Annotated in this window: 12 protein-coding genes; 4 read left to right on the forward strand and 8 right to left on the reverse strand. The window is 40.4% G+C overall.

Annotation, left to right across the window (positions count from 1 at the left end):
- Nucleotides 1-167: 167 nt before the first annotated feature.
- The 3 genes from KHB02_RS01525 to KHB02_RS01535 are packed head-to-tail and all read right to left on the reverse strand — an operon-like array spanning nucleotide 168 to nucleotide 4,551.
- The gene (locus KHB02_RS01525; protein ID WP_420848055.1) at nucleotides 168-1,364 is read right to left on the reverse strand and encodes a DUF3880 domain-containing protein; all 1,197 of its coding nucleotides are present in this window, start codon (nucleotides 1,362-1,364) and stop codon (nucleotides 168-170) included.
- Entirely contained in the window at nucleotides 1,365-2,552 is a 1,188-nt protein-coding gene (locus tag KHB02_RS01530; protein ID WP_213140584.1) for a DUF3880 domain-containing protein, read from the reverse strand.
- 25 nt (nucleotides 2,553-2,577) lie between these two features.
- Nucleotides 2,578-4,551, reverse strand: coding sequence for a DUF3880 domain-containing protein (locus KHB02_RS01535; RefSeq protein WP_213140585.1), 1,974 nt, complete (start codon nucleotides 4,549-4,551; stop codon nucleotides 2,578-2,580).
- Between the two features lie 285 nt (nucleotides 4,552-4,836).
- On the opposite strand from KHB02_RS01535, the gene KHB02_RS01540 reads away from it, so the two are divergent.
- Both KHB02_RS01540 and KHB02_RS01545 read left to right on the forward strand, forming a co-directional pair.
- Entirely contained in the window at nucleotides 4,837-5,448 is a 612-nt protein-coding gene (locus tag KHB02_RS01540; RefSeq protein WP_213140586.1) for a polysaccharide deacetylase family protein, read from the forward strand.
- A 143-nt stretch (nucleotides 5,449-5,591) separates the two neighbouring features.
- Nucleotides 5,592-6,119: a lytic transglycosylase domain-containing protein gene (locus tag KHB02_RS01545; protein WP_241113655.1), complete on the forward strand. Its 528-nt coding sequence runs from the start codon at nucleotides 5,592-5,594 to the stop codon at nucleotides 6,117-6,119.
- A 45-nt stretch (nucleotides 6,120-6,164) separates the two neighbouring features.
- Here the strand turns inward: KHB02_RS01545 and KHB02_RS01550 are convergent, their stop codons facing one another.
- Together KHB02_RS01550 and KHB02_RS01555 are read right to left on the reverse strand one after the other, a co-directional pair.
- Complete coding sequence (locus tag KHB02_RS01550; protein WP_213140588.1) at nucleotides 6,165-6,953, reverse strand: sulfite exporter TauE/SafE family protein; 789 nt, start codon at nucleotides 6,951-6,953, stop codon at nucleotides 6,165-6,167.
- Between the two features lie 210 nt (nucleotides 6,954-7,163).
- Nucleotides 7,164-9,020, reverse strand: coding sequence for a C40 family peptidase (locus KHB02_RS01555; protein ID WP_241113656.1), 1,857 nt, complete (start codon nucleotides 9,018-9,020; stop codon nucleotides 7,164-7,166).
- Between the two features lie 123 nt (nucleotides 9,021-9,143).
- Here KHB02_RS01555 and KHB02_RS01560 point away from each other — a divergent pair, with 123 nt between their 5' ends.
- A complete protein-coding gene (locus KHB02_RS01560) occupies nucleotides 9,144-13,901 on the forward strand; it encodes a LysM peptidoglycan-binding domain-containing protein (RefSeq protein WP_213140589.1) in 4,758 nt (1,585 codons plus the stop codon).
- Nucleotides 13,902-14,039: 138 nt separating this feature from the next.
- Here the strand turns inward: KHB02_RS01560 and KHB02_RS01565 are convergent, their stop codons facing one another.
- The 3 genes from KHB02_RS01565 to KHB02_RS01575 form a co-directional block, all read right to left on the reverse strand.
- Complete coding sequence (locus KHB02_RS01565) at nucleotides 14,040-14,177, reverse strand: hypothetical protein (RefSeq protein ID WP_213140590.1); 138 nt, start codon at nucleotides 14,175-14,177, stop codon at nucleotides 14,040-14,042.
- A gap of 90 nt (nucleotides 14,178-14,267) precedes the next feature.
- On the reverse strand, nucleotides 14,268-14,411 hold the full coding sequence (locus tag KHB02_RS01570) for a hypothetical protein (RefSeq protein WP_213140591.1): 144 nt from the start codon (nucleotides 14,409-14,411) through the stop codon (nucleotides 14,268-14,270).
- A gap of 213 nt (nucleotides 14,412-14,624) precedes the next feature.
- Nucleotides 14,625-15,728 (reverse strand): AI-2E family transporter, encoded by a 1,104-nt coding sequence (locus KHB02_RS01575; protein WP_213140592.1) that lies wholly within the window; start codon nucleotides 15,726-15,728, stop codon nucleotides 14,625-14,627.
- Between the two features lie 541 nt (nucleotides 15,729-16,269).
- On the opposite strand from KHB02_RS01575, the gene KHB02_RS01580 reads away from it, so the two are divergent.
- On the forward strand, nucleotides 16,270-16,740 hold the full coding sequence (locus KHB02_RS01580; protein ID WP_213140593.1) for a hypothetical protein: 471 nt from the start codon (nucleotides 16,270-16,272) through the stop codon (nucleotides 16,738-16,740).
- Nucleotides 16,741-16,915 lie beyond the last annotated feature (175 nt).

Below are 16,915 nucleotides of genomic sequence, written 5' to 3' on the forward strand. Positions count from 1 at the left end.
ATTTTAGGTCAAAAATGATCATGACTGAAAACTAATCGCCTGTAATTTTTAGCTTCAATTTTGATTGACCCCCGATTTCTCTCTATTTCCTATTGGATGGCCTAATTATGATGGGAATTCCTTAATTTTTTCTTAATAAAATGATGCATGAGAACCGTCCCCATGCATCATTTTTTTCTTATTTTTATTAGTTGATTTTCTAATAATGTGTCCGTGTCTAGTAGGTTTAGAGTTTTTAATTCTTCAATAGAAATGGCAAATTCTTTAGATATTTTGTATAAGGTGTCTCCTTTTTGGACTTTGTAGGTTTCGTATCCATTAAAGGAATGAAAGAATGATATTTCTCCTTTCTCTTTTGCTGCATGTGCCCTATTTTTTGGGAGGATGCCGTTTTCCATTAATGAATTGATGATTTGATGTGCCCTAAAGGTATAGGAGTGTGCTTCAACTGATTTTTGGGCCTGTCTTTGGATTTCAACCCGTTGTTCTGATTGATTCAGGTAGAATTTCACTTTCTGAATCGTTTCTTCCGGAGTCAGAGAGACTTCTAAATCTTTCCCTGGTACGAAATTTCGCCTGACTCCTGGCGTATCCATGGTAAGCAGAAAGCCGCCCGACCCTAATATTTCGTAGGTCCGTTGGGTCAATAAATCAGGATAATTTTGCAAACCTAAGATAATTTTCGAGGAACTGTATACTTTATTTGCCTCCTTATAGTTTAGAAAACCGTGAATCCAGTCCTTCGGAATTTTTACGCCTAAATAATCATCCATCCTGTCCCAATTTGCTCCCCAAAAATCAATCCGAACATTCGCCTTAAGAAGCGGCTTAATTAAAATTTCTAACGACTGATGGCGAAAATGATCTGGATACTTTTCTAAAATATCTGGATACGCATTCGCAACGATTGCAATCTCTGCTTCAAACTCTGGATGGCAGCTAATTGGATGGTGAAGGCTCTCCTCAAAGCCAAAATCTAAATGCTCCGAAGGAATACCTAATTGTTTATACGTGTCTGCCTTGTCAGGGCTTAATGTAAAAACAAAGTCAGGCTGAATCGTTTTTACTAATGGAATGGACCAAACGTCGGTATAAGCGGGGTCTTCTACTGCCCAATAGACTAACGGAAGGTTATACTTTGCCATCTGTTCACGGATGGTGATTTGTTTATCCTTTGTATGTTCCTCTCCCCAACCAATGGTAATGGCGAAATCGGGCCGAAAACTTTCAATCATATTAGATAGACCTTCCCTATTGATTGGACCCGAAATAAGAATGTCATGTCCGTGGGCTGTAAACCCCTTTGTTAGATTATTACTCCAGATTTCCCCACTTTCTATAAAAAGAATTCGCACCTTTTTCACCTATTTCTTTTTAATTTTTAAAAAATCATTCACGTTGATGATATCTGATTGGAGGCCATTTAATTTCTTGATTTCTTCCACACTAACCCCGAATTTTCTTGAGATGCTCCACAATGTATCCTTTGGCTGGATGGTATATATTTCATAGTTTTCCTTTAATGTATCCACATAGTGGATGAATTTCCCTGACCCCGAACTTTCCGAGTCTTTTGGAAGAATGCCTGCCCCGATAAGTGTTTCGATGATAAATTCAGCCCGATGCTTGTACGAGTATTTTTCAACCGATTTCATTCCAGCAGCTTTAATTTTCTTTACTTCTTCAGGATGACTTAAATAGTATTTTACAAGATCAATGGTTTCTTTAGCTGAATTGCTGACTAACAAATCTTGGCCGGGAGTAAATAATCTCCTAATCTCAGATGTATCATTTGTAAGCAAAAGACCGCCCGAACCAAGCACTTCATACGTCCGCTGGGTTACCTGGGTATCATGATTCTGGACCCCTAGAATGATGTTTGCCGAACTGTACACCTTATTCGCTTCTGTATAGGGTAGAAACCCATGAATCCATTCCTCGGGTATCTTCTTGCCAAGGATATGGTCCATTTGATCCCAATAACGTCCCCAAAAATCAATTCTTATATTTTCTTCCAAAAATGGAGAAAGAAGATCCTTGAGCGCTTTAAAACGGTAGTGATCCGGCCTTTTTTCATAGAGCATTGGATAACCATTTGCCACAACGGCAATGGACACTTGATACGTATCATCTGAATTGTCGGGATAATGAACATCTGAATGATAGCCGAAATCCAAGTGCTCTGAAGGAATCTTTAAGTCCCTGTAAAACGCCACTCTTGGGGGACAAATGGTAAATACAAAATCTGGTTCAATCGTCTTAATGAGAGGAAGTGAAAAAGTCAGCGTATAGCCAGGGTCTTCTGTTGCCCAATACACATGAGGAATGTTTGTTGAAGTGACATGCTTTCTAATCCACAATTGTTTTTCCTCTGTATGCTCGGTGGTATGCCCCATTGTAAATATTAAATCGGGTTGAAAGGTTGAGAGCATGTCAGGAATACTTGCCTCAGTCAACGGACCTGAGACCATGACAGTATGCCCAGCATCACGAAAGCCGTTCGGCAGACCATAAATCCACATTGGATTACTTTCTAAAAACAATATTCGCATTCTCAAACCCTCCCCTTTAAAAATTTTAGTCCCATAGCATGTCACTTACTTTTACTAATTGATAGCCTTGTTTTTTGAGTTCCGGTATCACAAGCTCCATCGCCTCTGCTGTTGGTTTTCCATTTAAATGTGCTAAGACAATGTCATTACCCGTAAGGTTTGAAAAAATCCGTTGATAAATAAACTCTGCCGTTGGTTCCTTCCAGTCAAGAGTGTCAATGCTCCAATAGATGGTAAACGGAAGGGTCATTTCACCCGCTGCTTCCAGAAGGTTTTTATTCCAATAGCCAAATGGCGGCCGCAATAATGGGCACCCTTTAGTTCCAAGAACTTTTTCAAAACTAGCTGAAGTAGACTGTAATTCTGCTTGAATCTCATGTTTCGATTGTTTTGTTAAATCTGGGTGGCTATACGAATGATTGGCTATTTCATGTCCGTCTGAAATCATTCTTTTAGCGAGCTGCGGGTATTTTTCTATCCATGCACCGGTTAAAAACATCGTTGATTTTACATTGTATTTTTTTAAAACATTTAGGATGTTCTCAGTATTTTCGGCACTGTCACCTGCATCAAATGTTAAAGCAATCATGTTATCATCTTTTAAACCTTTCGATATAAAAACCGAAGGCATTTTGTGGGAGTTGGTATAATCCTTTTCAATCTTTAACGATTGGCCGGCATAAATAAAATCTGAAGTTAATTGGTTATCCTGTTTGAGCTTTTCTAGTGAAATACCAAACTCCTTGGAAATCTTAGCTAATGTTTCTCCATGGCAGATTGTATATAGGTCATATTTTTCATAATTGAGATTCTTTCGTACTCTAATTTTTAGAGGCAGGCCGGTATCGATGATATCGGTGGTCAGGCTATTTAATTCCTTTAACCTAGCAATGGGAACTCCAAACTCTCTTGAAATAAGGGACAAGGTATCCCCATTTTGAACTTTATAGATTTCAAATTCGCCCTGTTGAAAAGTTGTCCTATTTTCCATTTTAAGAGTGTAAGTACTTTTCCCTTTGCTGAAGATTCCTTCTTTCTCCAAAACCTCTACCATAAATTTAGCTCTTTCTTTATAAGAATGTTTACGGACAGCTTCAAGGCCGGCTTGGCGAATTCTCTCTCTTTCTTCAGGGTGCTGAAGAAGATGGGTCACGATTTCGAGTGTTTCTTCAGGTGATGATGATGTCAGTAACTCTCTTCCTGACTTGAAAAGCCGATTAATTTCCGGTGTGTTATTCGTAATAAATAGGCCACCTGACCCTAGGACTTCATACGTTCGCTGCGTCAATTGTGTTTGCAGGTTTTGCAGCCCAATGGTGATATCAGAGGAACTATACACTTTATTTGCATTCGTGTAATCAATATAGCCACGGATCCATTCCTTAGGGATCTCCACTCCCAAATGCGGACCCATGCTTTCCCAATTGTTCCCGTAGAAATTAATTTGAATATTGTTTTCAAGTAATGGTGTAATCAAGCTTTTCATCGACTGATGCCGAAAATGACTTGGAAAATAGGATAGCTTTTTTGGGTATCCATTGGCTACGATTGAAACTGGCGCATAATAGTTCGGGTCGACATCCACTTGGTGATGTACTTTAGGATGGTAGCCGAAATCCAGATGTTCGGCAGGAATTCCTAGTCCCCGGTAGTAAGGAACCCGTTCCCGGCAAATAGTGAAAACAAAGTCCGGATGGGTTCTCCGAATATAAGGAATAGTAAAGATTTGTGTCGATGTCGGGTCTTCTGTAGCCCAGTACACATGAGGAATATTGCTATTTATGGTGCTTTCGTAAATTTTCTTCTGCTTTTCCACAGCGGTGTTTTCTGGCCCCCACCCCATCGTGATGATTAAGTTAGGCTGAAATTCGGAAATAAGTTTGCCAATATCGAGATTGTTGATTGGACCGGAAATTTTCACTTCGTGCCCTGCATCTATAAAGCCATTCGGTAATCCGTGAATCCACATGGGATGACTTTCTAAGAATAAAACGCGCATTATTTTCCTCCCACTCCCCTTTTGTTGCTGTTTGTCCATCATTTTTTTAAGCAGATTTATAAATAAACACACAAATCCAATATTTGTAGAATCTAAAAGCATAGTATGCATTTTTTTGAAAAATGCATAGAAAGATTGCCCAATACGGGAAGAAATGAAATGTTTTTTCAGAAAAGCAAGTTGGTTAGGAAGCCACCAATCTATTCATATCATGACATTAATACATGCGTTTTTTATTATTTCAACATATATTAAATAATGATTAAATAAGCAAAGGAGACCACCATGGAGGATAATAAAAACTCGTTTCCCCTATATCATGGCAGCGAATCAATTCCTAAGATTTCTTTTATGGTAAATGTGGCATGGGGAAATAAATATTTAATAGACTTATTGGAATTGTTGAAAGAAAAAAATATTAGCCTTACTTTTTTTCTTGAGGGGAGATGGGTTGAAAATTTTCCTGAATTGGCACTCATGGTTAGAAATGCGAAACATGAGATTGGCAACCACGCCTATTCTCATCAGGATATGAGTACTATATCAACAGAAGAAATTCAAATGGAGATTACGAAAACCAATGAAATCATCAATAGAATACTAGGGGTTAGTCCTAAATATTTTACTCCGCCTTATGGGTCTTTTGATCAAAGAACGATTGACCATGCAGCGCAGCATACTATGACAACCATCATGTGGTCATTAGATACGATCGATTGGCGAATTGAAAATCCTAATGAGATTGTTGAGAACATAGCCCCAATCCTTAAGAATGGCGATATCATTTTAATGCACCCAACTAACTCCTCTTTAAAAGCACTTCCAGTTTTGATAGAAAAAGCTGCAGAAAAGAATCTCCAAATTGTTAATATTTCCGAGTTGCTGAAGACGAAGTGAATTTTTTTAAATTTGGTAGAAAGGAGCCTGATTTTAATTAGATGAAAGATAAGGAGAATAAAAAATACCAATTATATATAGTGAACCCCTCAGACACACTTTGGGGAATATCGAAAAAATTCGGTGTTACCATAGGAGAGCTAATGAAATTAAATAATCTAACTTCCGAAGAAATATATTATGATCATGTCCTAAAAATCCAAGAGATTGTCGAAGATGATGTGTTTTTGAACAAAACGATGAATGAGGTAATCCCTGATCAAATTCCCGGCGGGAACCAGGCCAAAAGGTGGGCTAAAGCTATCTTGGAATCGGCTCAAAAGCACCAAGTTCCTTTTCAGATTCTCTACAGCATCATGGTCACGGAAAGCCGAGGAAATCCCAATCTAGTATCTAATCGGGGAGCAATTGGATTAATGCAATTGCAAATTGAAACTGCGAATTTCCTTGGGGTTAACCCCTGTATTCCTGAGGAGTCCATTGATGGCGCTGCACGTTATTTAAAATCCCTCTTTGCAGAGTTCCATGATTGGCCCTTTGCCATTGCAGCCTATAATTGTGGTCCAGATCGAGTAAAAAAATACAAAGGAGTCCCGCCAATAGAAGAAACACAGAATTATGTAAAAAGTGTTCTTTCATATTGCAGCGCTATTAATTGGGATGATTATTAGAAAGCTTGTTAAATAAAATGAGGGGTGAATAGCCCCTCTAATCTATTAGGCTCCCAATTTCAGCATGACAAGCATGTAAACTGATGAAAGAATAGTTATGATGGCGATGACCATTTTTAATTGGTGAAGCGGCACTTTCGTGGCAAAACGTGCGCCTGTTACGATCCCGACAATTGTCCCTATCAGACTAGCCATAATTAACGAGGATGTATTTATCATACTTGCATGGGCGAAATATCCAAATATAGACGGAATGGCAATGACGACGGAGTTTAGGAGACTGACCCCTACTGCTACCCTGATGTTGACCCCAAGACTTGCTAATAACGGCACTAGTAAAATAGGACCGCCCGCTCCTGTCAATGAGCAAATGGCAGATGTAAGGAAACCGAGCAAAACAACCATTAATGAAGAATCGAGAATTTTCGAATGGTTATTGCCATTTAATGAATTTGTGTTTTCTTTATTTTTCTTTAATAAAATGGATAATCCCGCTAACAAGACAAAAACATAAAGAAGGAGTTTTGCCAGGAAATCCGGTATCATCACATTAATTTGCACACCCAAAAAAGCGCCGGGCAGACTGCCAATACTCAAATAAAGTGCCAATTTTAAATCCATATTTTTAGATTTCCAGTAGGAATAGGCACCGATGATGCCTGAGACTGAAAAGGATAAGAAACTAAGTGCAAGGGAATCATGCACGGGCATTTTTAAAACACCTACATAAATCAAAGGCAGGAGGAAACCAGAAATCCCCGACAACCCTAATAAAATTCCGATGATTAAATTGGAACCAATAACAAAACTCAATAGAAATAAATTAGTGAACATATTTACGACCTCAAATCCGCCAATATTCCATTTGGCGAAAAATTAAATATTTGCCCTTATGGCAAGTTCCTTTAGAGCTGCTTGCTTTCATATTTTATTTTCCTTCATCTTGAGTAAGAACTTTTCTGTTTCCATTAATATTTTACCATTAAACAAAACAAAGGACGGTTCTCGTGCATCAAATTGATGCATGAGAACCGTCCCCGTGCCTCAATATACCCTTTTAGCACCTACATAATATTTCGCCCAGTACCCAGTATCTAATGGGTAGGCTGCGATCCCCTTTGATGTGGTGGCGGAAACAAATTGGTTGTCCCCTATGTAAAATCCTACATGTGAAATGGTTCCAGGTGTGTTAACAGCGAAGAACACCAAATCTCCAGGCTGTAAATGAGACCGGTCAATGGCTGTTCCTGTTTTAAAAAGTCCTCCAGAAGTATTGCGGGACATGTTTACACCATGCTGATTGAACATGTAAAAGACAAATCCCGAACAATCAAAGCCATTAGGTGTCACACCACCCCACTTGTAAGGAACACCGCGATAATTAGCTGTATCTCTGACTATTTCTTTCTTAATAACCGCGTGGTTAATGGCGGTATTTGTAGCTTCATTGATTGTCCCTGTCACAGGAAGACTGTAATCTGCCTGAAAGGTTTTGATTGCCTGTGTTGTGGTGGCATCATAGCTTCCAGTCATAGTTGGAACGGTATAGTAGCCGAGTATCTGCAGATTCTTTTGAACCGGTGCCAAATCGAGACCAGGAGCTGCAGATGGCCCAGGAGGAGCCGATGCTGTTGCAGGTGCAGGCGCCGTCACTGTACCGCCTCCTCCAGTGTCCTTGGCTGCTGATGCCGTCGGAATCGTTAGTCCCTGGCCGACATGAAGATTATCGCTCGTTAATTGATTGGCTTGTTTTAAATGATTGACTGTAAGATTGTAGCGCTTTGCAATGGAAAATAAAGTATCCCCTGGTACTACAGTATACGTTGTTTCCCCGAGATTGGAGGAAGCCGTTGGTTCCGTTGAAACTGTTGGGGCTGTAACACCCACTGGCCCGTTTGGAATGATTAGGGTTTGTCCGATGTGTAACAAATCAGTTGGCAATTGATTGGCTATTCGCAATGTATCTAAACTTACTTTAAATTTCGCAGAAATTCCCCATAAAGTGTCTCCTGCGGCGACGGTGTATTGAACATTCGCTGGTTCCTGCAATGGTGCTGATTCATGGGGACGTTCGGATACAGGCTTTTGAACTTCATTAGCAGTTTGGGGGATTGATAAAATTTGTCCAACTCTGAGGAAATCGGATGTTAATTGATTGGTGCTTTTCAGCACTTCAACAGTCGTACCAAACCGTTTTGCAATAACAGACAAACTGTCACCCGAAACAACCGTATATGTTGAAACAGTTGGGTTTTGGGGTGGTACATGAGTTCCCTCTTGGGCCTGTCCATTTGTCGGTCCGCTACCTATTAAAACGGGAATAATCAGTGTTTGCCCAAGAAATGTGGCATCACTATTCAGATTATTTGCCTGCTTGATACCCTCAACTGTCGTTCCATATTTTTTGGCAAGAACAGTTAAATAATCCCCTGTACCTACTGTGTGAAATGCCTTGGGTATGATTAAAAGTTGATTGACACTCAAACTATCAGAAGTCAGGTGGTTTGCTCTCTTGATATTATCAACAGTCGTTCCAAACTTAACGGATAATCCCCATAGAGTATCTCCGGCTGAAACGTGATAATAGATAGAGTCCGCGTGCGCCATCTGTGCAGGAGTGTTTCCGTTGGAATCCTCCGCATGTGCTGTTGAATGATGTGTCAGCGGAATCGAGGCTGCTGCCACTCCGCCGAGAATGACCTTGATCATTGTTACTTTTAAATAAGGGTACCTCTCCTTTAAAAGCTGTTTAGCCAACGAAGTAATATCTTTCCTATCCCTCTGAATTGCCCCCAATTCACCTGCAAACTCCGTCAATTGGCTATCAAGATGGACAATCAATTCATACTCATCTCGACTAGAAGCAAGTCTTCTTAATTCATATCTTTGAAAATTCTCCATGCGTTAAAAAACTCCTTTGCCTTAAATCTTTATTTAAGGTGAGGCATGGGGACGGTTCTTATGCATCAAAATGATGCATAAGAACCGTCCCCATGTTTCATTTTATTAAATGGAGGTGGTTAAGTGGAGATTAAAAGATATGAGTTGCTTCAAGAACGAGGCAGGTTTACGTTAGTGGTTTACCTCGATTCTTATTTGGAGGAGTTTTCGAATGAGCTGGGACCCTCGGATTTCAGAAGAAAAACTCTCCAAGTACAAATCAATCATTTGATCAGGGAAAGATTCCCTTATTTAAATATTAATGCGGCCAAGGTTATGGCCGGCTCACTCTTGGTAACGACTATTTATTTTGGTTCCAACGTTACGAGGGCAGGTGCAGAAACTACAATCGCCTGCCAGACTCAGCAAACCGGGCAATACGATGTGTATAAAGTTCAGGCCAGTGACAGTTTATATTCAATTGCAAGGAAGTTTAATGTAACAGTCTCGGCTATTAAAACTACAAATCATTTAACTTCCGACACCATTTATGTAGGCCAGGTATTAAACCTGCCTTTTTATACATATACCGTCGTTGCAGGCGACACTTTATATTCGATTTCGAGGAAGTTTAACACGACCGTGGATAGCATTCGTTCTTATAATCAGCTTCCGAGCGATTTCCTTTCGATAGGACAAAAAATTAGGATTCCAAGGATTGTTGAGCAAACAACAGCTGCTACACCAGCACCAATGCCAACACCTGCTCCGGAACCCGCGCCTGCTCCAGCACCTGCCCCGACGGTGGAAAACACCACAACTACTACGAGTACATATCAAGTTGCAGCAGGTGATACCTTATATCAAATAGCAAAAAAATTCGCCACTACCGTGGACGCAATCAAAAAACTAAACAATTTAACAACTGATAGCATTTATGTCGGGCAAGTCTTAATAGTATCGCAGACACAAACCGTTCAAAGCCCGGAACCAGTGCAGACGCAGACTCCGCCTACTACAGTAACCACCACAACCTATACAGTGGCAGCAGGCGACTCTTTATCACTTATTGCCAAGCGATTTAACACGACTGTGGACCAAATTAAAACAGCAAATAAATTAACAAGCGATTTGATATATGTCGGTCAAATCCTAACAATCCCGGCTGGAAGCACTGCACCCACCGATACAACAGCACCGGCAGCACCACTACTAAACCAAATCAGTACAATTACTTCGATCAACCAAGCAAGCGTACCCATATCAGGTTCTGTAGAAGCAAACGCAACCGTCTATCTAACACTATCAGATGGAATAAATTCACCAAAGTTATTTCAACTAAAAGCTGATGCCAGCGGCAGGTTTGAAACAAAAGTGGACACTTCCAGCTCACCAGACGGAACGATTACCATTACCGCTGTCGCAGCCGACCAGGCAGGAAACCGGAGTCTGGAAAGCCGATTAATTGTCACGAAAGATACCATTATCAATGAACCTGTCCTGGACAGTACCGTAAAGGTAACGATTGAGAATGTAAAAAATTACACCTTTTTTGGAGTAACTGACCCTGGATCCTTCGTGGATTTGACCGTTTCAGACGGTGTCCATCCAAATGTAACGATGAGAGCAATTGCCAATGAAATAGGCGAATTTCGTGCAAATGCCGATTTGATTTCTTTAAATGACGGGCAATTAGCCGTCACCGCACGGGCTATCGATCCATCTGGAAACATTAGCGCCATTAGACAAACCACAATTACAAAGGACACTAGCCTGGATGCGCCGCTGATCGGAAATGCGAAAATAATTAACAGCCAAACAGCTACAAATTATTCGATATTCGGGACTGCCCGGCCGGGGTCAAAAGTGGACCTATCTGTTTCAGATTGGACTTTAGGCAATACCATCACAACAACTGCTGTTGCGAATGCCAACGGCGAATTTATTGCTAATGTGGATGTAACTGCCCTGAGGGATGGTGCCCTCATCATTTCGGCTGTGCAAACAAGCCCAACGGGAATCAAAAGCCCTGCTGGAAAAATGACTGTTGACAAAGATACAAGTGCTCCCCTTGCACCAATTTTAAATAATAACAATTTTATTAATCAGGAAAACAAGAGCTCATTTTTGCTAAACGGAACTGGCGAACCAAATGCACAGGTGAACATCAAAGCCTTCGATGGTACAGGCAAGAGCGTTGAGTCAATCGGACAGGTGAATGAAACTGGCGGATACACCATTTATGCAGACCTGTCCAGCTTAAATGATGGCGATATCCGATTCGAAATCACCCAAGTCGACCAAGCCGGAAATAGGAGCCCATTTGCCGTCAAGACGCTGAACAAAGATACACTTGGTCCTGCTCGTATCCAATTTAGCCAGCCTCCAAGTATTTATAGCGGAAACGTCAACACCTATAAACTAAGTGGTACTGTTGAACCGCTGATTACACTGGACTTGACCATTTCTGATGTTTTAACCAGCATGGTTAAAACCACTGTAACAGATTCGCAAGGCAATTTTTCTTTGCCCATTGATGTTAGCGGCCTGAAGGATGGGGATATTACAGTAGCCGTTCTGGCCACTGACGCTGCCGGGAACAGGAGCCAGCTTCAGCCTTTGACCATAACAAAGGATACAACTGCACCGGAAGTGCCAGTAGCAACCGTGGCACCATATGTTAATCTGTTAAATCAGAATCAATTTTCTGTGAGTGGTTCTTCTGTGGAAGAAGGTGCTTCGGTTAAGATTACCGTTAGCGATGGGACCACCAATATAGCCAAAACCGCCATGATTTCAAACGGCAAATTTAATCTTAACTTTGATGTAGCCAGTTTGAAAGATGGAACCTTAACGCTGGAAATCATGCTGACAGACAAAGCAGGAAATGCAAGTATCGTTCAAACTTCAACGGTTATAAAAGATACCGTTGTTCCAAATCCAGTCGTATCCAAAAACGGCTTTGGGTTTGAAAATAAACGTCCGATCTATACGATGCTTGGCTCAGCAGAACCCTATTCTATCGTTTATGCAACCATTCGCAACACAAATGGTGCAGAGTTAATGAGCACGTCTGGGACAGCGGACGCGGAAGGTTTTTATACTTTAAAATTCTATCTTGACCAAACAGATATGACCGGCGCTGCGGCGGCTTCTGTATATCAAACGGACTTTGCAGGAAATATCAGCACCTTAGCCACGGTTCCACTATACAGCCATACCGCTGCAGCTGGCGAAAGCCTATTTATGATTGCGAAACGCTATAACACCACCGTTGACGCGTTAATGGCACTAAATCAGCTTACCAATAATGCCATACAGCCGAATCAGTTGTTACGATTACCTGTAACAGCGAGTGAAGTGGTCAATCTCGGCTATATGTATTTTGGCAATACCCAGGATTACGTTTCGATGGTGAACCAAACAGCCAGCTCCGTTAATACCGTGTCGCCGAGTTATTTTGATATCAATGCGAATGGTACCTTGAAATTGACCTATAGCTTGGACCCAGCCTTTATTTCAGCAATGCATTTGCAAGGAATCCGCGTGGTCCCATTTTTAAGCAATCATTGGGATCGAAACATCGGCCGGGCCATGCTCGCCAATAAAGAGCTGGCTGCCCAGCAGATTGCCGATGCCATTGCCCGCTATAACTTGGACGGTGTCAATGTGGATATCGAAAATGTCACGGAAGTGGACCGGGCCAACTATACGGAATTTGTTCGGTTACTGCGGGAAAAGATTCCAGCTTGGAAGGAAGTTTCAGTGGCAGTTGCGGCAAATCCAAATGGCTGGACAACAGGCTGGCACGGCTCGTATGACTATAACAGCTTAGCAAAATATGCCGACTACTTAATGATCATGAGTTACGACGAAAGCTACCCCGGTGGAGCAGCAGGTCCTGTAGCCAGCAACCCTTGGGTAGAAAGGTCGGTTCAATATGCCTTCAATCAAAATGTCGCAGCTGATAAAATTGTCCTCGGCATCGCCCAATACGGACGATATTGGATTCAGGGGCAAACCTATGGAGGCTTTGGAATTTCAAATTGGCAGGTAGAACAATTAATAAAACAATATAACGGAACGGTTATTTTTGATGAAGTAAGCAAAACGCCAAAAGCGATTGTTACCATCAGAGAAGGAGATCCTAAGCCGGTTGTTGGGGGAACTACTTTGACTGCCGGTACCTATACCATCTGGTACGAAAACGAGGAATCGATTCGTCAAAAATTACTGCTGATTAGTAAATATAATTTGCGCGGTGTTGGAAACTGGAGTATCGGACAGGAGAACAAAGAGGTTTGGAATAGTTATGCGACTACCCTTCCGACAACCGTGGCAGTAACTCAGGCTCCTCCACCTATAGAAGCGGCCGCTCCGCCTGCTCCATCGTATATATCGTATACAGTTGTTGCGGGCGATAATTTATATTCACTTGCCCTTCGATACAATACAACTGTCAGCCAAATTAAAGAAATCAACAATTTGACTACCGACACTCTTTATATTGGCCAGACATTAACATTACCGAACACAACCGGCACGAATACAACACCCGCACCTACGCCGGCGCCTGCTGCAACCACCACTACTGTAACCTATACGGTAGCGGCGGGCGATTCTTTATCCGTCATTGCAAATCGGTATAATACGACGGTGGCAGCCATTAAAGAAGAAAACCAGTTAACAACTGATACGATTTACGTAGGACAAACCTTAAAAATCACGACAACAAACACTACACAAGTGAATGCAACAGTCATAACGTACAAAGTGGTATCCGGTGATTCCTTATCCGCCATTGCGATGCGGTATAACACCACCGTCATCGCTATTAAAGAACTAAACGGCTTAACAACAGATACCATTTATGTGGGACAAACTTTAAAAATCCCAGGATGAGACTTAGGGACGGTTCTTGTGCATCGCAGGCATGATGCACGAGAACCGTCCCCATGTTTCACTGCCTTCATGAGCTTTGCACAAAAAAACCTATAGAGTGACTTTTTTCAAAATGTCCACTCTACAGGTTCCTTGTTACTACTTCAGGTCCTTGCTGTATTCCGTCATCTGCACGCCGTTTTTATCGTCGTAGGCAATTAATACTAAGCCTAATTCATGTTCAAGCTGCTTTATCTTTTCCTTCTCATTTTCTGTGATATTGGCTATTTGATACATTATCCCACTCCTTGTTTAAAAGAATCATGGGATTATTATCACCTGATCTATTGGGATTATACGATACAAACAGTTAACATAAAGTTATAATCAATTAGTATTTTCGCTATTCTTTACGTTTAACTCGATAATATTTACCAGCTCCTCAATAATATCGTTTAACCTCATCATGCTTGTGTCTTTATTAAGGATTTGAGAAGTTTTATAAAGCAAAATTTCCTCTTGATCACTCATAAAAAAAGCCTCCATTCGATGTTAGTTCCCTAACGCCATTCCCTACTTATATATGTAATTTACACCTATTATACATCAGACCACCTTTATATGTAAATTACATATATAAAATATTCCTGAAACACAGGGACGGTTCTTGTGTCTCATTTTCTGACACACGAGAACCGTCCCCGTGTTTCACCCCTGTTTCAAAAAGGAACCTGTGTCTAAGACTCAAGTTCCCTCTACGATCTTATTTGCAGCTTTTCTCGCTCTCAAAAATCGGACTAGGTTTAAAACAATTACTTTTGAAACAGCGTAGGTTGGGACAGCCAAGACCATTCCAAGTACTCCTGCCAGATTGCCTGCAGCCAATAGAATAATGATGATCGTGGCCGGGTGTGTATCCAATGACTTGCCTAGGATCATCGGGGATAGGAAGTTCCCTTCTATTTGCTGAGCGACAAGGATGACGACGATAACCAATAAAGCTTTCGTTGGTGACTCAAACAAAGCAACAAGAACAGCGGGGGCACCGCCAATAATTGGGCCTACATAAGGAATAATGTTGGTAAAGGCAACAATTATCGCCAAGATTAACGCATACGGCAAGTCAATAATTAAATAACCGATAAAAGACAAGGTTCCCACTGCCAGGGCGACCATAACCTGCCCCTGGATGTAGGCAGACAATGTCTCCCCTGTTTCTTTTAAAATCTTTAGGCCTTCATCTCTGTAACCTGCCGGAAAAAATTTTGAAACAGCTTTTGGAAAATTATGACCATCCTTAAACATGTAAAATAATAGAAATGGTACTGTAACAAGAATAATAGCTAGATTAGTGACCATTCCAAACAAACCCAATAGTGCGTTCGTCAGTGTTTTAGGCAATGTATTTGCATATTCCATTAACCGTTGCTGGACTGTATCAATAATTTCACTTTGGGTATCCCGAAAGCTTTTAAACTCTGAAGACTTAACCATATTTTTTAAAAACTCAGTAGTCTCATGAGCAAAGACAGGCAAATTATTGGCAAGGTCGGTCGCTTGTTTAGACACAATCGGAACCAAGCTGCTAATCGCCAACACAATTAGGCCAATAAACCCGACATATATGATAAGGATTGAGGCTATTCTTGGCAGCTTTTTACGTTCGAGAAAATTCACTAACGGATTTAAAAGGAAATAAAGAAATCCAGTGATCAAAATTGGAAAGAAAACCGTTGAGAAAAAGACTCCTATTGGCTTAAACATAAAGGTGATTTTTGTTGAAACGAAAATAATCGATAAAATAAGCAAAATTTGAATGAGCCAGAATTGTAATTTTGATTTTGACACGGTTTGTACCCCTTGCCTCTATATTTGGGTTAAAGTATATCAAAGTATTGGAATAATATACAGTATATTCATATTGATTTTAATAGTTTTTCTATGTTCTTTTTAAAAATTATGCTGATATAGGATCAACGACTCTATTTATCGCAGAAACTGCTCAAAAAATTACAGATATGAAACCCTTCTTAATGAGCATTGGCTGGCTTCCTGCTGCAACTGGGGCGCATAGTGACTCAATTTTTTAATAAAATAGCAGGTTTCCGGAAAATGATGGATTAAAAATCGTAACGTTTCCTTATTTAATAGCTTATTTCCTTTATATTTCATTGTCATCGCATAGATATACTTCTAACCAAAATACATGTTCTTCCCATAATGAAATCATATCTCCCGCCCCTTCCTTAGTTGCCCCTCACAGTAAATGTTATTGCTGGGCCGATAAGAAATGAACCATAGGGTTTAGAAAAATTCATTATTCCACCACATAAACAACCACAAAAAGGAAAAAATAGAAATATCAATATTTTTAAGGGAGAATATTTTCTTGAAAAAAGCAGATAAAACACTGATAATTTTCATGGCCATTTTACCCTGGCTTAGCATTTCGTTATTGGGCAGGAAAACACTTAAAAGGTTTCTGCCAGGTGGCATTTTTATGAGCTTATATCTGATTGCAGAAGGAAGATTTGCGGAAAAGAAAAAATGGTGGTGGTTCCCTTATTCAGTCAAACCCAATGTTTTAGCAGAATTACCGTTAATATTGGGACCTTTCTTGGTTGGCTCCCTATGGATTTTAAAATTCACCTATGGAAAGTTTAATCTATACCTTTTGGTTAATATCATTATTGACTCCATTTTTACTTTCATTGGTTTGAATTGGTTAAAGAAAATAGGATATGTCTCTTTAGTAAGACTAAATAAATTCCAACTATCCCTCGTATTTCTAATAAAATCATTCGTACTGTATGGATTTCAAGTTGTCTATGAAAAATGCTTCCCTCAAAATGAAACATAGGGACGGTCCAAGATCACTGAGAAATTCCCCCCTGTCCCGGGTTATTAAAGACAAAATGACCTTTAAAAATGGCTAAAATGTCTTTAACAAGGCTTATTATAGACAAAATTATATAAATTTTTCAACCTGAACATATCCTGACCCTACATAATAAAAAGGCCTGACACCTATTTTG

It is taken from the genome of Neobacillus citreus, from assembly GCF_018343545.2.
GTDB classification, from domain to species: Bacteria; Bacillota; Bacilli; order Bacillales; family Cytobacillaceae; genus Neobacillus; species Neobacillus citreus.